The sequence below is a fragment of the Pedobacter sp. WC2501 genome, assembly GCF_052682415.1.
The window spans coordinates 5,634,908-5,654,667 of record NZ_JBQZFI010000001.1 but is presented as its reverse complement, the minus strand read 5'-3'; the positions used below and the strand labels follow the sequence as shown (position 1 = coordinate 5,654,667).

The 19,760-nt window shown below is 37.8% G+C and carries 21 protein-coding genes; 11 read left to right on the top strand and 10 right to left on the bottom strand.

Annotated elements, in window-relative coordinates; genetic code table 11:
* Positions 1 to 37: 37 nt before the first annotated feature.
* Genes ACUN24_RS23625 through ACUN24_RS23615 form a run of 3 tightly spaced genes read left to right on the top strand, consistent with a single transcriptional unit; the run spans position 38 to position 4,101 of the window.
* The gene (locus ACUN24_RS23625) at positions 38 to 1,477 is read left to right on the top strand and encodes a hypothetical protein (protein WP_445564747.1); all 1,440 of its coding nucleotides are present in this window, start codon (positions 38 to 40) and stop codon (positions 1,475 to 1,477) included.
* A gap of 60 nt (positions 1,478 to 1,537) precedes the next feature.
* On the top strand, positions 1,538 to 3,094 hold the full coding sequence (locus tag ACUN24_RS23620) for an ATP-dependent nuclease (protein WP_445564746.1): 1,557 nt from the start codon (positions 1,538 to 1,540) through the stop codon (positions 3,092 to 3,094).
* Positions 3,079 to 4,101, top strand: coding sequence for a hypothetical protein (locus ACUN24_RS23615; RefSeq protein WP_445564745.1), 1,023 nt, complete (start codon positions 3,079 to 3,081; stop codon positions 4,099 to 4,101). Before ACUN24_RS23620 ends, ACUN24_RS23615 begins: the two co-directional genes overlap by 16 nt.
* Before the next feature lie 309 nt (positions 4,102 to 4,410).
* Here ACUN24_RS23615 and ACUN24_RS23610 read toward each other — a convergent pair whose 3' ends face one another.
* Positions 4,411 to 4,851 carry a hypothetical protein gene (locus ACUN24_RS23610; RefSeq protein WP_445564744.1) on the bottom strand — a complete coding sequence of 147 codons (441 nt, stop codon included), beginning with the start codon at positions 4,849 to 4,851 and terminating at the stop codon, positions 4,411 to 4,413.
* Between the two features lie 390 nt (positions 4,852 to 5,241).
* Here ACUN24_RS23610 and ACUN24_RS23605 point away from each other — a divergent pair, with 390 nt between their 5' ends.
* Positions 5,242 to 5,589, top strand: coding sequence for a hypothetical protein (locus ACUN24_RS23605; RefSeq protein WP_445564743.1), 348 nt, complete (start codon positions 5,242 to 5,244; stop codon positions 5,587 to 5,589).
* A 116-nt stretch (positions 5,590 to 5,705) separates the two neighbouring features.
* Here the strand turns inward: ACUN24_RS23605 and ACUN24_RS23600 are convergent, their stop codons facing one another.
* Both ACUN24_RS23600 and ACUN24_RS23595 read right to left on the bottom strand, forming a co-directional pair.
* Positions 5,706 to 6,227 carry a contact-dependent growth inhibition system immunity protein gene (locus ACUN24_RS23600; protein ID WP_445564742.1) on the bottom strand — a complete coding sequence of 174 codons (522 nt, stop codon included), beginning with the start codon at positions 6,225 to 6,227 and terminating at the stop codon, positions 5,706 to 5,708.
* 240 nt (positions 6,228 to 6,467) lie between these two features.
* Positions 6,468 to 6,968, bottom strand: a complete 501-nt coding sequence (locus ACUN24_RS23595; RefSeq protein ID WP_445564741.1) for a DUF2004 domain-containing protein — start codon at positions 6,966 to 6,968, stop codon at positions 6,468 to 6,470.
* Positions 6,969 to 7,124: 156 nt separating this feature from the next.
* On the opposite strand from ACUN24_RS23595, the gene ACUN24_RS23590 reads away from it, so the two are divergent.
* The 3 genes from ACUN24_RS23590 (at position 7,125) to ACUN24_RS23580 (ending at position 9,017) form a co-directional block, all read left to right on the top strand.
* The gene (locus ACUN24_RS23590) at positions 7,125 to 7,529 is read left to right on the top strand and encodes an EVE domain-containing protein (protein ID WP_121287062.1); all 405 of its coding nucleotides are present in this window, start codon (positions 7,125 to 7,127) and stop codon (positions 7,527 to 7,529) included.
* 226 nt (positions 7,530 to 7,755) lie between these two features.
* Entirely contained in the window at positions 7,756 to 8,268 is a 513-nt protein-coding gene (locus ACUN24_RS23585; RefSeq protein WP_445564740.1) for a hypothetical protein, read from the top strand.
* Between the two features lie 182 nt (positions 8,269 to 8,450).
* Positions 8,451 to 9,017, top strand: a complete 567-nt coding sequence (locus ACUN24_RS23580; protein WP_445564739.1) for a hypothetical protein — start codon at positions 8,451 to 8,453, stop codon at positions 9,015 to 9,017.
* Positions 9,018 to 9,312: 295 nt separating this feature from the next.
* Here the strand turns inward: ACUN24_RS23580 and ACUN24_RS23575 are convergent, their stop codons facing one another.
* Both ACUN24_RS23575 and ACUN24_RS23570 read right to left on the bottom strand, forming a co-directional pair.
* Complete coding sequence (locus ACUN24_RS23575; RefSeq protein WP_445564738.1) at positions 9,313 to 10,494, bottom strand: sodium:proton antiporter; 1,182 nt, start codon at positions 10,492 to 10,494, stop codon at positions 9,313 to 9,315.
* 71 nt (positions 10,495 to 10,565) lie between these two features.
* Complete coding sequence (locus ACUN24_RS23570) at positions 10,566 to 11,087, bottom strand: acyl-CoA thioesterase (protein WP_121287055.1); 522 nt, start codon at positions 11,085 to 11,087, stop codon at positions 10,566 to 10,568.
* 608 nt (positions 11,088 to 11,695) lie between these two features.
* On the opposite strand from ACUN24_RS23570, the gene ACUN24_RS23565 reads away from it, so the two are divergent.
* Both ACUN24_RS23565 and ACUN24_RS23560 read left to right on the top strand, forming a co-directional pair.
* Positions 11,696 to 13,183 carry an alpha-amylase gene (locus tag ACUN24_RS23565; protein WP_445564737.1) on the top strand — a complete coding sequence of 496 codons (1,488 nt, stop codon included), beginning with the start codon at positions 11,696 to 11,698 and terminating at the stop codon, positions 13,181 to 13,183.
* Between the two features lie 23 nt (positions 13,184 to 13,206).
* Positions 13,207 to 13,374, top strand: coding sequence for an alpha-amylase domain-containing protein (locus ACUN24_RS23560; RefSeq protein WP_445564736.1), 168 nt, complete (start codon positions 13,207 to 13,209; stop codon positions 13,372 to 13,374).
* Between the two features lie 51 nt (positions 13,375 to 13,425).
* On the opposite strand, the gene ACUN24_RS23555 is transcribed toward ACUN24_RS23560, so the two are convergent.
* Complete coding sequence (locus ACUN24_RS23555) at positions 13,426 to 14,658, bottom strand: IS4 family transposase (protein ID WP_445565116.1); 1,233 nt, start codon at positions 14,656 to 14,658, stop codon at positions 13,426 to 13,428.
* A 170-nt stretch (positions 14,659 to 14,828) separates the two neighbouring features.
* On the opposite strand from ACUN24_RS23555, the gene ACUN24_RS23550 reads away from it, so the two are divergent.
* A complete protein-coding gene (locus ACUN24_RS23550; RefSeq protein WP_445564735.1) occupies positions 14,829 to 14,975 on the top strand; it encodes an alpha-amylase domain-containing protein in 147 nt (48 codons plus the stop codon).
* 23 nt (positions 14,976 to 14,998) lie between these two features.
* A complete protein-coding gene (locus tag ACUN24_RS23545; protein WP_445564734.1) occupies positions 14,999 to 15,166 on the top strand; it encodes an alpha-amylase domain-containing protein in 168 nt (55 codons plus the stop codon).
* Between the two features lie 120 nt (positions 15,167 to 15,286).
* On the opposite strand, the gene ACUN24_RS23540 is transcribed toward ACUN24_RS23545, so the two are convergent.
* Genes ACUN24_RS23540 through ACUN24_RS23525 form a run of 4 tightly spaced genes read right to left on the bottom strand, consistent with a single transcriptional unit; the run spans position 15,287 to position 19,556 of the window.
* Positions 15,287 to 16,213, bottom strand: a complete 927-nt coding sequence (locus tag ACUN24_RS23540) for a hydroxypyruvate isomerase family protein (RefSeq protein ID WP_445564733.1) — start codon at positions 16,211 to 16,213, stop codon at positions 15,287 to 15,289.
* A gap of 18 nt (positions 16,214 to 16,231) precedes the next feature.
* Positions 16,232 to 17,227 (bottom strand): FAD:protein FMN transferase, encoded by a 996-nt coding sequence (locus ACUN24_RS23535; RefSeq protein WP_445564732.1) that lies wholly within the window; start codon positions 17,225 to 17,227, stop codon positions 16,232 to 16,234.
* 10 nt (positions 17,228 to 17,237) lie between these two features.
* On the bottom strand, positions 17,238 to 18,557 hold the full coding sequence (locus ACUN24_RS23530; protein WP_445564731.1) for a Gfo/Idh/MocA family oxidoreductase: 1,320 nt from the start codon (positions 18,555 to 18,557) through the stop codon (positions 17,238 to 17,240).
* Positions 18,558 to 18,590: 33 nt separating this feature from the next.
* Positions 18,591 to 19,556 (bottom strand): formylglycine-generating enzyme family protein, encoded by a 966-nt coding sequence (locus ACUN24_RS23525; RefSeq protein ID WP_445564730.1) that lies wholly within the window; start codon positions 19,554 to 19,556, stop codon positions 18,591 to 18,593.
* Positions 19,557 to 19,760: the final 204 nt, after the last annotated feature.

The following is a 19,760-nucleotide window of genomic DNA, read 5'->3' as shown; positions in this document are numbered from 1 at the left end:
TTAAATTATTAAAAAAGTATTTTATATATTGCGTGATATGACATCAATAAAGAATATATTATTAGATAATGGACCCATGATTTCTAGTGACCTGGCAAAAAAGGTTGCTGCGTCAGAAAATATCAATTTAAACACTGCTAGCCAAAGAGTTTCTAGAGAAATTGGGTTAGAAAGGTTAGAGGGTTTTTTCAAGAGTAACCAGTCATTGGTGTTCTTGCCCCAACAAAAAGAAGAAGGGGAAATCTTAAAATTTCTTGCGAAGCAGATGGAATTGCATGGAAAAAAATACTGGTATGTATTAAATGCAGTCCGATATCATTCAGGTATGATAAATAAATTATTTCTAGAAACCTATGCAAATTATCCAATAGCACCAGTTGTTTCACACCTTCCATTCGAAGAGGTTCTCCAAAAGTTCGTCAAGGAAAATATCTTGATAGTCAATGAAAAAGAATTTTCCTTTGCTCCCCGATTACGATATAAGGGACTAAACCTTTTCTTAAGTAAGACACTCGAGATCATTAAACTGAATGTTCTTGATAATTTCAGGAACCAAGCTAAAAACATTGGTCTTGTATCCTACGATTCTGCAGAACTGTTTGGAGAATATGGAAACTTTAGATGGGCATTCAAAGGCGTTAGTCCACTTGATGCATTAAAAAAAGGTAAGGATTTTGGATTTGTGCTAGGAGATATTTTGTTGGGCAGACCAACATACAAGAAAGATATCGAATTCTTCATCAAAAAACTAGAAATCATTAAGACCTATAAGAATGCTTCTAAGATTATGCCTATACTTTTAGTTGATAACCTAGATCATGAAGGCTTTATGTACTTGAAAGAGAAGGGCATTATCGTCGGTCTTATTAGTGAGCTTTTTGGCGATAATTATGCTAAAACACTTAATGACCTTATCACGGTCTTAACAAATGCTGCAGCCAGTTTGGCAAAAGATCCCAATAAATATTTAGACCTCATAGCTGAATTACGTAAATATAATGATGGACTTCTAAAGAATATAAAAGGAGCACTGTTTGAATATGTTGCTGGGCACTATTATATATTTAAGGGTGCTAATATAGATATGGGCTGGGAGCTTTACGAGAATAACGCAATGCATGAAATGGATATCCGTGCTAATTTTGGAGATAAAATTATCATAGCAGAATGCAAGGCAAGGGTTGCTAAAACTTCAATAAGCGAAATAAATCATTGGGTTCGTATAAAAATCCCAGCTTTTAGAACATGGATAACAAAACAGGATACACATAAAAATAAAGTTATTGAGTTTGAATACTGGTCTTCTTCTGGATACGATTCTGATGCATTAAAAAGAATTGAAGAACTGAAAACAGAATACAAAAAAAACGTGCTCGTATTTCTCGGGCCAAAAGAAATTATGGTTAGGGCTAAGGAGATGAAGAACAAAAAACTTCAAAATGAGCTCAATACTTTTTTCTTTAAATCAAACGTATAAATTTATAAAACACAAACTAACAGTTTTTTTCCTAAATTGAATTAAATAAACCTCTTTTAAATGTCACAAATCCAAAAAATTATACTAAAGAATTTTAAACGGTTTGAAACCTTTTTTGTCACATTTCAGCCTGATCTCAATTTACTAATAGGTGATAATGAAGCTGGAAAAAGTTCAATTTTGACAGCAATTGATATTGTTGCCAGCGGAAGCAAAAATAAAGTGGAGACATTAGGACTTGAAAGTCTATTTAATTCGAGAGTTATAGAAGATTTTTTATCCTCCGGACGGCAATATGAGAAATTACCTCAACTTTTCGTCGAAATATATTTGGTAGACCAAAAAGACCCTGATCTTAATGGAAATAGTAATTCGGTGGGCGTGATTTGTGATGGTTTACGTCTGTGTTGTGAACCAAATGATTTACTGGGCAAGGAAATCAAAGATATCCTTAACCAACCCGACGCCATTTTTCCATTTGAGTACTATACGATAAGCTTTAAGACATTCTCGGGAGAAAACTATACCGGATACAGGAAATTTCTTAAGCAAATTCTTATTGATAACTCGCAAATAAATAACGAATATGCGACTAGAGAGTATGTGAAAGCCATGTATTCGAGCAATACTAAAGATGCGGAAAAGCAAAAACATAAAAATGAGTACAGAAAAGTTAAGGATACATTCAAAGAAAATGTACTTTCTGATCTCAATAATAGAGTAACTGATTACGCTTTTGGTGTAAGGAATACCCATAAAGCAAATCTTGAAACTGATTTGATGTTGACCGAAGGAAATATTAACATTGAAAATAAGGGTAAGGGAAGACAGTGTTTTATTAAAACTGAATTTGCTCTGAACAAAAACAGTAAGAATATAGATGTCATTTTGCTTGAAGAGCCAGAAAATCACCTCAGCCATATTAACATGAAAAAACTGATAGGCAGAATCCGTGAATCTACTGGCAAGCAATTACTTATTACTACCCATAGCAATATGATAAGTACAAGGCTTGACCTTAGAAACTCTATTCTTCTAAACAGTAATAGTTCAACGGCTGTGTTGTTAAAAAATCTACCGGATGACACCGCGCGATTTTTTATGAAAGCTCCAGATAATAATATCATGGAATTTATTTTATCCAAAAAAGTGATTCTTGTGGAGGGTGACGCTGAATATATCCTTATGGAAGCATTTTTTGAACAGGAAGGTAAAAAGCTTGAGGAGTCAGACGTGCATATTATCTCTGTTGGTGGTACCAGCTTTAAGAGATATTTGGATTTAGCGAAACTATTAAAAATAAGAACCGCAGTAATAAGGGACAATGATAAGGATCATCAAAATACCTGTATAGATGCCTATATTGAATATGTGGACAATCACATTAAAGTATTTTATGATAGTAATAATGACAGGTCAACTTTTGAAATCTGCGTTTATGAAGACAATACCCAAATGTGTGAAACATTGTTTTCAGCAGGTAGAAAAACGTTAACTGTTCAGGATTATATGCTCAAAAATAAGGCCGATGTAGCTTTTGAACTTTTGGAGCAGGAGCATGCTGCTGTTCTGGCTCCAAGTTATATCAAGGAGGCAATAAAATGGATAAAAGAGTAGTTTTTGCAGTTGCGGGATCAGGAAAAACGACTTTAATTCTCTCCAAGCTTAACTTGGAAAATAGAGCTTTGATCGTAACATACACTGTTAATAATGTTGAGAACCTACGGAATGGTATAATTAGAAAATTTGGTTATTTCCCTAATAACATAAAGCTGTTGTCCTATTTCAATTTCCTCTATGGTTTTTGTTGCAGACCTTTTTTAGGCTTTCAATATAAAACAAGAGGAATTAATTGGAAATCCAACCCTAATAACTATGCGAAGGATGATGCAAGATATATTGATACCTATAAAAGGCTTTACAGTAACAGGATAGCGAAATTTCTTGAAAAGAAGGAGGTTATAGAAGAGGTTAATAAGAGAATTGCCAAATATTTTAATGATGTATTTTTCGATGAGATACAAGATTTCGCCGGTAATGATTTTAATCTCTTAAAAAGTATAGCTTTAGCAAATGCAAATATTTTATTTGTAGGTGACTTTTATCAACATACTTTCGATACTAGCCGCGATGGTACAGTTAATGCATCATTGCATAATGAATATGGGAATTACAGAAAGTTGTTCCTGAAAATGGGACTTGCTGTAGATATAGATAGTTTAATTAAAAGTCATCGTTGTAGTCCAACCATTTGCAAATTTGTCTCCGAAAAAATTGGCATAGAGATGGAATCTCACAGATCTGATGAGACTTCTGTGGAAATAATAGATAGGTTAACAGAGGCATTAGATATTTATGCCGATGATAAAATAGTTAAGTTATTTTATAATGATCAAAGGAAATATAGTTGCTTATCAAAAAATTGGGGAGAGTGTAAGGGAGAAGATCACTATGAAGATGTCTGTGTGGTAATGAACAAAAAATCATGGGATAGCCTACAAAAGGATAGTTTAGCCACATTACCTGCCTCTACAAGGAATAAGTTTTATGTAGCCTGCTCGAGAGCAAAAAAGAAGCTTTATCTTGTGCCGGAAGAGTTTTATAAAGCTTTTAAAAAAAAATGAAGAGCATGCGCTGGCGCACGCGTGTCGCGTGTGAAATAAATATAAGATGTACCAATATCAAATGCACACGCGGCACGCGTGCGCCAGCGACGGGAAGTGAATGGATTGCTGCTAGGAATGATTAAATGTTGATAAATGAAGCCAAACAGTACAATCGGTTTCGTATTTTTAGCTTTATGGATACCAGTAAAGATTAGGTGAGATTTCCTTATTAAAAGATAAGTATGAATATGAACAAAAGCGCAAAGATGAATTTGAAAGTTCCTTAGGTAATTCGGAATTAGGATAATCGCTTGGAGTTCCAAACCCTTACTCATATTTAAACTCAAAAGGCTGGTGTAGCCGAAACCTTGCCGCTTGCCCATCTCTAGTGCCGAGCATGTTTTTTGGTAGGAGTTTAAGGATCTTGACGATTTCATTTTTCATGGCCTCAGTGCCTGTTCCTTTTACAGTGTATTTAGAAACACTGCCGTCTTTTTCCACTATTGTGGTTACCTCTAGTTTGGTGTAGAGTTTGTTTTTTTTAATCACATCCGAGGTTGCATATTGATTGTTCATGAACTGTGTATATTCCACCTGACTAAGGGGTGATAATGGGAGCTTGTATAGGTGTCCTTCAGAAGACAATTTATCATCGTAGATGGTGGTATCGACCGGGGCATTTACTTTCAGGCTATCCTGGGCTCTGGCTTTTTGGCTGATAATAATCAGAATTAAGAGTGAGAGGGTGAGTAAGATTTGTCTTTTCATATAGATCGCGTTTTGATCAAATATAAACATTCCGGTGATAATTTAAAATGGCGATAAACCGCTTTTTAGGAAAGGCTTGGTTTAGGATGATATTATTCTTTTTTTTAGATAAAAACTAATTAACACTCGTTATGAATTATATGTCGATCGATGTTTTAACTATTCAAATTCTGGTAGTTGTAACGATCATTTATATTAAGCAGATTGGATAATATTGGTAAATCTAATTACCAACGAAATGAGATTTTGAAAGGCATTTATGATGAACTCAAGCGTCAGATGAGAATAAACGCTAAATTCATTCCTTTCTTTGCATAAGCCACTATTTGGAGATCGGAATGGATTTAGAATTCTGTATATACTTCTTAATCCAAATGTTTAACTTTAAATATGAATGAAAGGAAGATTAGACCACAACATATTTGGGATTTATATCATATTTCAGTGAATAACGCTCATGAACTTCTTATTGCGCTTGGGTTTAGTTTCAATCAAAAAGTGGAAAACTTAATTCTTTATCAAACTCATGGTAAAGCTTTTATTTTAACTGAAGAAGGAGGTATCGTAACGAAAGTACAATACAAAATGACAGATAAAGCAATTTATTACGACTGTTTTGAATATGCAAAGGAGACTTTAGGATTTGAAACCATTTTTGAAGAATTTGAGCCTTCAGCAGATATTTTACGTCTTGACGATCAAAAAATGTACGCTGATAGGCATGGTCATTCACGCTAACGGTAGTCATCTGTCGTTTGGAATAACGCTGTTCGCTAAACTTCCACTTCCTACACCTGAAAATAAAGTTGAGGTAATTTTAGGGCCACCACCATTATCTTGATTTTGTTAGACTATTACTCATCACATCTGCGCCATGCTTTGCGAACAATTGCACCCAAATCCTCATTTGATATTTCTTTATTGCAACTAATGCTCTTCCAGTCTAATGAATGAAAGCCCCTTTGTCGACCACTGTCTCCTCCATTTAAGGTTGGTACTAAAATTATTTTCTCATTAGCCTCCCATATCTCTACGAGCAAAGCGTCTTCACATAGCTCATGATATGTTTGAAAGCCATGAGCAGCTAAGAATTTCTGCAAATGCTTGTCTGCCAGTACACGTTCATGCTTCTTAAATAAGAAGTTATAGCGCGTCAAATCAAGATGCAACCTAACTGTTTGGCCTATATCTTTATCATCAGCGTCAGGTTGTAAGGTGGTCACATTGGCAGAAGATTCCCAATCCCATAGTTTTTGCCCAATCTTATGATATGTATCAAAATTAATTTTATTAGGATACAACACGGCTGAGGCGCGTTTCCCTTCAGATTTATTCGGTTTTCTTTCTCCGAGGAGGTCAATTAGTTCTTTAAACATATCTTATCAAATGGTTGTAACTAATATCCTATATTAAACTCAAAAGATAGAATCAAGTAGATCATTTCTTGTTTTAGGTATAGTGCCACATCTAGCGCAAGTCTTGGCGCTCCTGGCCAGAGCATAGGCCTGACTTGTGCTTAAAAATCCGTCAATTAAATCTCTGCTAAGCACAAGCCATTCAGCCCACTAGCGTAAACGCTAAGACTTGCGCTAGTAATGGATGGTGGCAGTAGGTATCTAGCTTTCCATTGTCATATAGTCCAGTTGTCCGTTCTCATCAGTATTTATTACTACCAAATAATTTGTTATATCTTTTCCAATTGAGTAGTCAAAAATGGCGAAGTTATCTTCATTATCAGGATAAAGACCAACTCTAACTAATTTCAATTTTGACAGAAGTTGCTGTTCAGGTTCTGTTATCGTGTCGTCAAAGTTTACAAGTTTTGTAAGTTCTTCTTTATCAAGTTCCTCAAGATGGTGTTCTAAGTAAAATTTTACGGTGTCGCCATCTTCGTCATTATAGTCATTGAGAATATATGTCTTATTCAGCTTGTCAAATTTTTCTAATTTTTCAATGAAATTTTTTACTTTGTCCATTATTAATGTGTCAACCGTCTGGTTTTCAAAGTTAAGGTCTACTTGAATTTCATTTCCATTTAATTCAATATCAACATCATAATATTCTTCTAAATTTTCTGTCGGTAAGTTTCCGAAATATGGTAAAGCGTATTCTGCCATTTTTGTTATTAATTTATATCCACAAGATATTAATTTTCATTGAAAATGATATTCCGAAAAACTAATCAATTTTTAATATTTTGAAAACTCATTCTTTCCAACCTATTTTCTAATCCGTTCTGTTTTGTTAGTTTTGAGCTTTAAATAAAGAATAAGATGAACCATTGGTTAGTAAAATCAGAGCCTTTTAAATACAGTTGGGAAAAATTTAACGAAGATGGCCGTACCTTTTGGGATGGTGTGCGCAATTATCAGGCACGGAATAACCTGAAAGCCATGAAAGAAGGCGATTTGGTGCTTTTTTACCACAGTAATGAAGGTAAAAATGTGGTGGGTATTGCAAAAGTGGTGAGGGAGTTTTACCAGGATCCTACTACTGATGATGCCAACTGGGTAGTGGTTGATTTATCGCCTGTAGAAAGCCTGAAAAACCCGGTTTCGCTGGAGCAGATTAAGGCTGAGCCAAGTTTAGTTGATATATCATTGGTTAGACAAGGGCGTTTATCGGTAATGCCGCTTAAGGCTACTGAATTTGATAAGATTCTGGAAATGGGGGCGTAGTTTGAAGTCCTTAGTCTGTAGTCCAAAGTCCTTAGTCGGAAGTTTGGAGTCTATTGAACGAGGGGGTATAGTTTGGAGTGGATTAACCGGTTTAAACAACTGACGATATAATCTGTCTATATAGATCTCTCCATTTCGCTGCGCTACAGTCGAGATGACGATCAGCACAATGAACCAAATGAACTACTGAACCAATTTATACAATTAACCAAATAACCGCTCTCCAATGAAAATTTTCTTTTTATCGCTCTGTTTCTTTATAGGTAATTTGTTTCTTAGTGAAACCAAAGCGCAGGAATTTATTAATTACCAGGTAAAAGTGGTTTCAGATTCTTTACCTGTTGTAAAAGGTACTTTAGAGAAAATTTCTCCTGAAGGTGTTGCTGTGAATGATGGTTATGGGAATTACATCATGCTTCGTGCTAAAAATATCATCAGCATCCGTTTAATGAAAAAAGGCATCAATACAGGTAAAGGATTTCTGATCGGGACACTTGCTGGCGCGGCAATTGGTTCTTTGGCATTTACAGATAACAATAATGGAACTGGCAACGAACAACTTGCAGCATTTTTGGCCGCTACAACTTTAGGGGCAGCAGTAGGCACAACTTATGGCCTTATAGCAGAACTTAAGGCTAAAAAAATGTTTTTGAAGATCAATAAGGATGAAAAATTGTTTGCCACTGAATATAAAAAATTGGAAATTTACTCAAAAGCTTACTATATTGATAAACCTTAGGCGCTAAGCGTGTGGCGTTTGGAGCAATGTCATTCAGTTAAGGTTTTTAACCACAGATGGACACAGATAAACACGGATTTTTATATCTGTGTCCATCCTTTTTATCTGTGGTTAAATTATTTTCACCTGTGCCAATGGCTTAACTCACAAGGCTATGAACCATAAAACAATGAACCAATAACATGATAAAGTCTATCTATTTTACCCTCATCTTTTTCTTTTCCTTAAGCTTAGCAAAGGCTCAAAGTGTAAAACCTTACATCGCCATTCTGAAAACCCAAAATGAAAAATACAAAGGGATTTTATATAAAGTTGATTCGGTAAATGTGATTCTGAATCATGACGGCGAATTTATTACTGTTCCCATCAACGAAATTAAAACCGCACAGATCCGTACGATTAAGAAAGGTTATAAAGGGATGAGTTTTATTAAAATCGGTGAAGATAGGGCAGAAGAGTATAAAATGAATGCAGCTGGTAAAATGGTTGATAAATGGGGCAAGGAAGAGCCGGGTTTGAGGGAAGACGCGGCAGCCACCGTATTTTCTGTGGTTTTTACCGCAATGGCAAATGCTGTTGCCCTGCCTATCCATGCCATTAATCCGAACCTTGCACGCTTTAATTTTAATAAGATAGATAAAAATAAGTTTAACGAACTCAGTTATTATTCCATTTATTACCGAGCCAATCCAAATGTGCTGGCCGAATTACACCAGCTGAAATCTATTTCTTCTACGGTTAAACCTTAGCGATTAGGGTTGGAAGTTTAGCGTTTGGCGTCGATTAACCGGTTTAACAATTGACCAAGATAATCTGTCTATATAGATCTCTCCATTTCGCTGCGCTACAGTCGAGATGACGATCATTCTATTGGAGTTTGTCAAAGGTAGTATCAGGAGTGCTTCGCAGGTCTTCACTGCGTTCAGGATGAAAAGCAAGTTGAAGTTGTGGTCAAGTGGCAATTAACCATTAACTATCAGCCAATAAACCATTAACCAGTTTATATGATTAACCCAATCAACTAATGACCAGTGAACCAATGAACTACTGAACCACACTATTTCTCTTACTCAACGTAATTCCCAGCGTCATTACAATACTCGAGCCCAATACCACGAGGAATAAAAACGGCGTACCCACTTCCTGTATTTTTAGTGAGGCGGGCAGGTTGAAATAAAGTAAAATACTGATCAGTCCGCGGGGAGCGATGTATAAAATCGGGCCTAAAGTATCCTTTTTAAATATTTTAAGGAAGAGCATCCTGATGAGGTATATCGTGATCAGAATGAAAAAGCCATTGGCCAATACAATCTTGTTGTTCAGTTCGCCGATGTTCATTGTAAAACCGAAGATCACGAAGAAAAAAGTCCGCAAAATAAAGGCACTTTCTGCCGATAACTGGTAAAGCTGCGATAAATCGGCCGTTAAATTCTTGTATAAAAAAATACTCCTGAACCAAACGTTCTGGATGGTATCGGCATTGTTGAGGAATAAACCAGTACTCAGGATCAGCACCAGAGAAGAAAGATGGTAAGATTGACCAATGGCGTAAACCAGGATGAGGATGGCGATGATCAGGAAAAATTTGATGTGGTGTACCAACCTGCCCATAATGTACAACAATACCACACAGGCAATGGCCGATAGCAAAAGGATGAGAAAGGTACTTAAGCCCAGGCCGATAAATGCGGAGGTAGTGACCGAATGGTTGGTAATGGTGAAATTAAAAATGATGATCCCCAGGATATCGGAGAAGGAGGATTCGTAGATTACAAACTCTTTATCTTTATTGTTTAAAGCTGCGGCCGATGGAATGGCAATAGCCGAACTGATTACACTAAAAGGGATGGCATTGGCAATACAGGTATATAAATCGTGGTGCGAAATCTGGTAAATAATGGTGGTAATTACGCTGGTGGTACCGAGTAAAATACTTAAGGCCGAAAAAAAAGCACTTTTAATGACCTTGTTTTTATGCTGATCATATTTCAGTTCGAGCGAGCCCTCAAAAACAATCAAAATTAGCCCTACAGTACCCAATGTTGGCAAAATAGATAGGAAATTGAAGGTTTGTATCTTGAGGTTATCGACCAGTAAACGTAAACCAATACCTAAAAGCAATAGCAATAAAACCGATGGTATTTTGGTTTTACTCGCCACTAAATCAAACAGATAAGAGAATATTACTAATCCGCTTAAAATAATAAGAATGGTGTAAGTTGTCATATTTTTCAGCGTAAGGTAAACCGCTAAAATAAAACAATCATGTTAAGCTGAAAAGAAATTTAACGTAAAAATTATGCTTTAAAGAAAAGTGCCTTGAGTTCGCTGGCGTCATCAGGATGCATTTTGCCACCTAAAACCAAACGTAACTGCCTGCGGCGCAGGGCACCATCAAACAAATCAATTTCTTCCTGCGTTTCTGGGATAAGTTCTGGTACGGGAATGGTTCGTGCACTCTGATCAAGCGCTACAAAGGTATAGTAAGCTTCGTTGCTTTTTTGCCTGGCACCACTCGGAATATTTTCTGCCCACACATCTAAACGCACTTCTACCGAGGTATTAAAAGCCCTCGTTACTTTGGCTTCGATGGTAATTACATCACCTAATTTAATGGGCTGTTTAAAAGAAACATTATCAACTGAAGCAGTAACCACGATACGGTTACAGTGTTTTTGAGCCGAAATTGCTGCTGCAATATCCATCCAGTGAAGCAAACGCCCACCCATCAGGTTATTTAAGGTATTGGTATCATTTGGTAATACCAATTCGTTCATAATGGTAAAACTTTCTCTGGCAAATTTCTTTTTTAAACTCATTAAGGGCAAAAGTAATTAAAATGTGGTTAAGATTGTATTGCAAATAGATTCTGGTGGATTTAGCAGATGTTTTTCGGAGGTGATCTGCGAAATCAGCGGGAAAAGCGTGGGTAATGTTGTTCCCGCAGATTCAATAGATTAGCGCAGATTTATGATTTTGTTTTACTGCGGAGATCAGCGGGAAAAGCGTGGGTAATGTTGTTCCCGCAGATTTAAGAGATTTTCGCAGAGTTATTATTTTGTTTTACTGCGGTAATCAGCGGGAAAGCATGAGTAATATTGTTCCCGCAGATTCAAAAGATTTTCGCAGAGTTATTATTTGGCTTTTCTGCGGGCATCAGCGAGATCAGGGGGGAAGCATGAGTAATATTGTTCCCGCAGATTCAAGAGATTTTCGCAGAGTTATTATTTTGTTTTTCTGCGAGCATTGGCGAGATCACCGGGAAAAGCATGAGTCAGATTGTTCCCGCAGATCAAAGGGATTTTCGCAGATTTAAGTTGTTTTTCTGCGGTGATCTGCGAAATCAGCGGGAAAGAACTTGTGAAGATCTTCAATCCAAAAACAAATTCATCAGCTCTCCTGTTATCCATACAAAAAAATCGAATTAATGCAAAACCAGACCCTGATCCAATTTTTTCATTGGTATTATAACGAAGAACAAAATTTATGGACTAAAGTAGCTGCCGAAGCAAGTCATTTAAAAGAAATTGGCGTAACATCCGTTTGGTTGCCACCAGCCTATAAATCTAACAATGCGGCTTATGATGTTGGTTATGCGGTTTATGATCTGTTCGATTTGGGTGAGTTCGATCAGAAAGGAAGTGTAAGTACCAAACATGGTTCTAAAGATGAATATATCAAAGCAATTGAAGCACTGCACGATAATGGGGTCGGTGTTTTAGCCGATGCGGTTTTTAACCACAAAGCCGGTGGTGATGAACTGGAGAAAATAGCTGTTAGAACTGTTAATCCTGATGATAGAAATGAATTTACCAGCGATGTTTTCGAAATAGAAGCCTGGACGAAGTTTACTTTCCCCGGCCGAAAGGGTAAATATTCTGAATTTATATGGAATCATGAATGTTTTAGTGGGGTAGACTGGGCAGAAGATAGAAAGGAAACAGCTATTTATTCCATCCAGAATTATTTAGGTGAAGGTTTTGAAGAGGTTCCATCTACTGAATTCGGTAATTACGATTACCTGATGTTTAATGATATTGATTACCGCAATAGGGCTGTAATTGAAGAGTTAAAATACTGGGGCGAATGGGTAGTGGAAACGACCAAAGTAGACGGTTTTCGGTTAGATGCGGTTAAACACATCAATCCTGATTTTATTGTAGAGTGGATCGATCACCTGAACCAGAAATTTAACAGGGAATTTTTTATTGTGGCCGAAGATTGGAATGTGGTGGATATTGCGGGGCAATTGAACTATATTGAAATTACCGGCGGGCGGACACAAATATTTGATTCGTTGTTGCATCATAATTTTTTCCTGGCGAGTAAAAACGAGGAATTTGATATGCGGACGATTTTTGATGGAACGCTGGTACAGGTAAAGCCAGATCTGGCGGTAACATTTGTTGATAATCATGATTCGCAGCCTTTGCAGGCGCTGGAATCTTATGTCGATTTCTGGTTCAGGCCTTTAGCTTATGCCATGATTTTGTTGCGTATGCAAGGCATTCCTTGTTTATTCTTTCCTGATCTGTATGGAGGGATTTATGATGATAAAGACAAAGAAGGTGATGAGGTACATGTTGAGCTAGTGGCCATCCCTGCGGTAGAAACCATGAGTAAAATCCGTACAGCCTTAGCCTACGGTGAGCAACGTGATTATTTTGACCATGGCATTTGTGTAGGATGGACCCGTGCCGGTGATGAAGAACATGAAAATAGTGGTTTAGCCGTATTGTTGAGTACAGGAGAAGAAGGATTTAAGGAAATGGAAATAGGCAAACACTTTGCCGGAAAAACCTTTGTTGATGCTTTAGGCTATCGCCAGCAGGAAGTAGTTATTGATGAAAATGGTTGGGCAGAGTTTCATTGTAATGCGGGAAGTGTATCTGTGTGGGTGTTGAAGGTGGGGTAGGAGAAGAGATAATATTGTGGTCTGTGGGGACAAAGACCACGGCGTGGGAAATTGGTAAACACTTTGCCGGAAAAACCTTTGTTGATGCTTTAGGCTATCGCCAGCAGGAAGTAGTTATTGATGAAAATGGCTGGGCAGAGTTTTATTGCAATGCGGGAAGTGTATCTGTGTGGGTGTTGAAAGTGGGGTAGGAGAAGAGATAACATTCTGGTCTGTGGGGACACCAATGCTATTAACTTAAGCTATTTATATGTTTGGTGAGCTCTGTTTTTCCTCTTTTTAAATGTTACCCTAATAAAGCTTCTGTCTGGTTTTATGGGTATTTTAGAAGATGCTATTAGTTTAATAAGAGATTGAATGATATGCTCTGGGTTTAGCGTATTTAGTATTTGGATAATTACTTTTCTAACAAACCTGAAAGCATTTTGCCAATTGTATTTATATTTTAGTTTTCTTTTTTTGTTCTTGTCGATCTCCTGCTGTGCCTGGATGCCTAATAAAGCTACCAGATTCATCATAAATATATGTGCTTCAAACTCCTGGAATATTCCATCAGGTTTTCGACAACCAAACTGCTCTAGTTTCATCTTTGGTTTTAGTTTTTTAAAGCCTTCTTCTACAGGCCATCTTAGGCCATAAAGCACTTTCATATTCTCTGTGCAGATATCATTCATATCAAATAAGGAAGAAACAAGTATTTCTATCTCTCCAGTTTTCAATTGGATTTTTGTAACCCTAACAACGATTTTTTCAGTATTTAACCCATGTTTTAAACAGGATTTTCTTTCATTTGGGCTTGGATCCCACTCTGTTATAAAATCGTTTTCAGTCTGTTGGGTTATCCGTTTTGCAAAACAGGACTGAGCGGTGCTTATGCGAATGCAGAAATTCTGTTTTACTGCGTAAAGGCTTTTGCAGATATGAAAATATCCAAACCCCCGGTCTAAAATAACTATGGATTTACGGCCTGGGAGTTCTTCAATGCATGCATCAAAAAGTGTTTTTTCTGTTTTCTCCATCTTTGATATCCTTTTAGAAAGAATTGCCCCACTAAAAACATCATAAAACATAAAAATCTGTGCTAAACAACTTTTTACACTACCACCTTTTTCTGAATAGATTCCAAAAAAGTCTTTTATCTGCCTGGAAGGTGGTAACCCAACAGTAGAGCCATCACCGGCAATCAATTGATATCCCCTCCAAAGTTGTGAAGGGTTCTGTTTGTGGTAATCTGCCAGTATTTTGTTCAGATCCTTAAAAAAGGAGATGGATATTTTATATCGAGCCTTAGAAAAAGCTGCACCTGTTACCGCTTTTGAGGATAAACTAGGCAAAATTGTAGAAAGATTATACTCTACAGATTCTTTAAAAAGATTTAATACGATAGATACAACAACAGGGAAGCTTAAACTCCGCTTACGGGTAAAAAAGATTGGTTCTTTAAGGTATTGGGAAAAACTGTTTTTATCCTGAATGAAATCAAATGTTTTTTTTAGGAGCCACTTTATGTTGCTCCAATTTTTGATTCGAAGAAATTATACTCATTTACTTTACTTGTTTAATAGTTAAATATCAACATAATAATTTGATTTTCAAATATTTAAAACACTAAGTTAATAACATTGGTGGGGACACAGACCACGGCGTGGAAATTGGTAAACACTTTGCCGGAAAAACCTTTGTTGATGCCTTAGGCTATCGCCAGCAGGAAGTAGTTATTGATGAAAATGGCTGGGCAGAGTTTCATTGCAATGCCGGCAGTGTATCGGTGTGGGTGTTGAAGGTAGGGTAGGAGAAGAGATAACATTGTGGTCTGTGGGGACACAGACCACGGCGTGGGAAATTGGTAAACACTTTGCCGGAAAAACCTTTGTTAATGCCTTAGGCTATCGCCAGCAGGAAATAATTATTGATGAAAATGGCTGGGCAGAGTTTCATTGCAATGCGGGAAGTGTATCGGTGTGGGTGTTGAAAGTGGGGTAGTCGTCAATAAATCGTCATTGCGAGGCACGAAGCAATCTTAATGCACTCGCTAGTAGCGATCGTTGTAAGATTGCTTCGTCGGCTGAAAAAGCCTTCTCGCAATGACGATTTTTTTATTATCTACAAAAAATTATCCTCAGCCCTGTAAGCAGAAATAACAGCCAGTTCGCCTTCTTTTCCACCTTTCGAATTGCCGTGTTCCATACCCATAACGCCTTTGTACCCTTTGGTATGCAGGTGTTTGAATAGGTTTTTATAATTGATTTCCCCGGTTGTCGGTTCTTTTCGCCCTGGATTATCTCCAATCTGGATGTAGGCAATTTCATCCCAGCAACGATCGATGGTTTTAATTAAGTCGCCTTCTGTACGTTGCATGTGGTAAATGTCATAAAGAATTTTACACGAAGGGCTTTTAACCGCTTTACATACTGCGTAGGTTTCATTTGTTTTTTGCAGGAAAAGTTCTGGCGTATCACTCAAGGTTTCCAAGACCATAATCAAGCCGTGGGGTTCGAAAATTTCGGCTCCGGCACGCATGGCATCGATTACATTGGCAAACTGATTGCCATAAGGGAGGTTGCGTTCATAAAACCCAGGCACTACGGTAAGCCATTTGGCATTACAGCGTTTTGCGGCTTCCACCGATTTTTTACAGGTTTCGATAAATTTGTCATTAAATTCTTTTTTGCCAGTGGTTAAGGAGGTTTTCCAGTTATCGCCACCATCTACCACAAAAACGCCCATGCGCATACCCAGTTTCGCCAGTAAATTGCCGATTTTCTCCTGTTCTTCTACAGGGCGGTTTAGGTAACCGTTATCTTCGATGGAACGGAAACCTTTATCGTACATAAACTGGATCTGATCTAAAAAACTCTTGCCAGCATGGTTTTGGAACATGCCCTGGTGCGGTGCATAATCGAGGTTAAAAGTTTTATCGCTTAATGTATCATTTGTTTTTTCGGCAGCAAAGGTATTGGTAAATCCTGCTCCTGTAGTAATCGCACCAGCTGTAAGCAGGCTATTTCTTATAAACTCACTTCTTTTCATCGGTTTAGTTTTAACAGATTAGCGTATAATTAATTTTTTGAATCCTGTAGTTAGCGTATCGGCTACTTTGCCATCTTTTTGATGGTACACAAAATAAGCCTCAAGGTTTTTCCTGCTTTCTACGAAAGCCATGGCATCTTTGAGGTGCATGGCCATTAAGGCATTATCATATCCATCGGCTGTAACGGCATCTTTGGCGTATACCGTTACACTAATCATTTCATTATCTAAAGGATATCCTGTTTTAGGGTCGATCAGATGAGAAATTTTTTTCTTTCCGCTCTGGTGGAATTTCCGGTAATTGCCTGAAGTGGTAATTGCGCCTGAATTTATTGCAGCGATATGTCTGATTACCGGGGTTCCATCCTTATCCGGACCTTCAATGCCAATTTTTATGGTTTCGCCATTGGGTTTAGGTCCTGAAATCCGAATTTCGCCTCCCAGTTCGGCTACATATTGTTTAATTCCTTTTTGTTCGAGATAAGCGGCAATTAAATCGACACTATAACCTTGAGCAATTCCATTTAAATCGATTTGTATACAGGGCTTTAGTTTGCTTAATAAACCATTCTTTAGCTTCAGGTTTTTCATGCCTACACAGGCCAATATCGATTTAATGACTGCCGGATCGGGTTCGTTTTTAGCCTCTTTTGGTCCAAAACCCCAGGCTTGTACCAATGGAGCAACAGTAATATCGAAAATGCCTTTGGTATCCTGGTTGATCTCAAAACTCCTTTTAAGCACGTCGTTCATAAAACGATCGGTTTTAATTTCTTTTTCGGCAGCATTAAATTGATTTATCAATGATCCCTTTTTGTAAAGCGACATCGATAAATCAATTTCGTTCAATAAACTATCTATGCCAGCCTTCGTGGCTAAACTATCAGTAGCATAGTACATTATTGCATAATCGGTTCCCTGTGCAAAACCATCGATTTTATACTGCTGCAATTCTTTTTTAAATGAAAAGGCAAAAATCAGTGGCAAAATGAAAAGCAAAAACCTGTAGCGCATCAATTTAATTTTAGATTACCTTGGTTTGGCCGGGTATGGCAATAGGGTATAGTCCTTTTTCATCAGGCATTAACCTTGGGTTCGCATCCCATGCAAAACGCTCAGGCATTAAACTGATGTTCGAAGCTAAAGCCTCATCCCATTTAATGGTCTGGCCAGAATAGGTAGCATAACGACCGATAATTGACGAGAATGTGCTTGTTGCAGCATAGTCTACATTACTGAATTTATATTCTCCCTTAGAAACCGCATCGAACAGTTCGTCGTGCTCTGTTTGGTATGGATTTGCATTTCCTTTGGTATTGTGGTTATAAAGCTCTTTGCCACTGTAATCTTTCATAATGGCCTGGTTGCTGCCTGAAAGGTAAATTTTGCCTTTGGTGCCTTGAAAAGTTTCATCCACACGGTTACTGATGCCTTCAAAATGCCTGCACTGGCTATTGATTACGGCGCCATCGGCATACGTTAATTCGATAGAGTGGTTATCATAAATCTCTCCATAGTCTTTTCCGGTTCTCCAGGCACGGCTACCTGTTCCCTGTACCGAAACCGGATGTCCATTTTTAATCCAGTTGGCAATATCGATGTTGTGTACATGTTGTTCAACAATATGATCGCCGCATAACCAGTTGAAATAATACCAGTTCCTCATTTGGTATTCCATTTCGGTTTGATTTGCTGTGCGCGGACGTACCCAAACGCCACCGCTGTTCCAATATACCTGGCCTGACATGATATCGCCTATGGCACCGTCGTTAATGCGTTTCATCGACTCGCGATAGTTGGTCTGGTAACGGCGTTGTAAACCTACCACAACATTTAATTTTTTCTTTTTTGCTTCTTCGGCTGCGGCCAATACTTTTCTAATGCCCGGTGCATCTACAGCAACAGGTTTTTCCATGAAAATTTGTTTATTCTGTTTAACCGCTTCTTCGAAATGGATCGGACGGAAGCCCGGAGGTGTGGTTAACAACACTACATCGGCCAATGGAATGGCTTTTAAATAAGCATCAAAACCTACAAACTGGCGTTCTTTTGGAACATCCATTTTTGCTGCAAATTTCGAACTTAAAGATTGGTAGCTGCTGTCTAAACGATCTTGGAAAGCATCGGCCATGGCAACCAGTTTAATATTAAATTTAGTGCTCAAGGCCTGGAAAGCTGCTCCGGTACCACGATCGCCACAGCCTATTAAGGCAATTTTTATGGTATCAGATCCTGATGCATAAGCTCCGGCCAGTGGAATGCTGCTTAACATGGCCCCGCCGGCCAGCATGGCTGTTGCTTTTAGAAAATCGCGACGATCTTGTTGGTTAATTGGTTTTTTCATGTGTTTAATTTTATTTTGGTTAGGGTTGTGTTTTTAAAGGTCTTTTATCGGTTGCTTATTGTAATACGCATCTATATCTGCTTTTGAAGGCGTTTTTACTGGGCGTACCAGGCGCATGCCTACAAAAGGAGCTTCGGGGAACCACCAATTGCTTTTCGGGATCTGTGGATCTAATTGTTTCCATGACGGATCAGAAGCCAGTCTGGCTGTTGAGGTTAAATTATTTGGTGTTTCATCATAAGAGCCACCGCGAACTACATTTGGGTAGAGCTTTTCGGGTGCTGCCACCGGGTTTTCTGCAGTTTTACCTTTGCTTTGACTGTAAAAATCAGCGATATACTGGTCGTATGTCCATTCGCTAACGTTTCCATACATATCAAATAATCCCCATGGATTTGGTTTTTTTTGTCCTACCTGGTGTGTTTTGTTGTCGCTGTTGTCTTTATACCAGGCATAATCGCCTAGTTTAGTCGCATCATCACCAAAAGCATAATTGCTTTCTGTTCCGGCTTTACAGGCGTATTCCCATTCTGCCTCTGTTGGTAACCGATAAAAAACACCTGTACGCATGTAAAGCCATTTGCAAAATTGGATGGCATTATATTGTGTCATGGCTACCGCTGGCTGGTTCGCTTTACCCATACCAAAAGTCATATCGAGGTAGGGTTTTGTGGGCCTGGTAACGGCATCTACTTCAGCAGGAATAGCACTTGTACTGGCTTGTTTTTCGTAATCGCGGTAAAGAAAAGGTTCGAAAATATCCCAGGTTACTTCGTGTTTTCCAATCCAGAAAGCATCAAGTTTTACCTCATGAACAGGTTGCTCATCTGGTTTTCCTGTTTTACTTCCCATTTTAAATTTGCCTGCTGGTATAGCCTGCATATCGAATTTTAATTTTGTTCCATTAATGGATTGTGTGTAGGAATCAGTAGAAGTTTGTGCTGAAATATGTGCACAGGGATAGGCTATTAATGCTGCGGCAATTAATTTTTTAAACATAATTTTTGGTTAGATACACTTAATTCTCTACGTGTTTATCTGGTTAGCTTTCTGAAACACTAAAGTAAAAAACCACATTTAAAACAAAGAAAATTTATGTAACAATAAAGGTAAGGATGGCAATATTAAAAGTCAGGTTGACAAATAAAGCTATCGCCATCCTGAACTTGTTTCAGAATCTAATTGGAGAGAAGATTTTTAAGT